This window comes from Bacillus pretiosus, from assembly GCF_051294775.1.
GTDB classification, from domain to species: domain Bacteria; phylum Bacillota; class Bacilli; order Bacillales; family Bacillaceae_G; genus Bacillus_A; species Bacillus_A wiedmannii.
Genome location: NZ_JBPPHF010000409.1, coordinates 1 through 290 on the forward strand (window position 1 = coordinate 1; position 290 = coordinate 290).

General features: G+C 36.9%; 1 protein-coding gene. It reads right to left on the reverse strand.

Going from position 1 to position 290, the window contains the following annotated elements; genetic code table 11:
- Positions 1-290 (reverse strand): DNA-3-methyladenine glycosylase family protein (locus tag ACSG5Z_RS31485; protein WP_435712915.1); only part of this gene is annotated, 290 nt, incomplete at both ends.

A 290-nucleotide genomic window follows, 5' to 3' on the forward strand; every position in this document is an offset into this window, starting at 1 on the left:
GTGCAAGCCAACATCGTCACTGGGAAAAGCGGAAGGAAATCGTAAGCAGCGCATTAAAACATAGTTGGCAGTCCACGGTCCTATTCCATGTATTGCAGTTAATTGTTTTTCAGCTTGTTGCACATCTTGTATTTGCAGTAAAGATTCTTTTGATAATTTTCCTTCTGTAATAAGCGTTGCAATACCTATTACATATTCGCATTTTCTAGTCGTCATTTTTAAGTTTTTGAGATCCTCTACATGTAAATTGGCAATCGTTTCAGGAGAAGGGAATATCCAATGTTTACTAT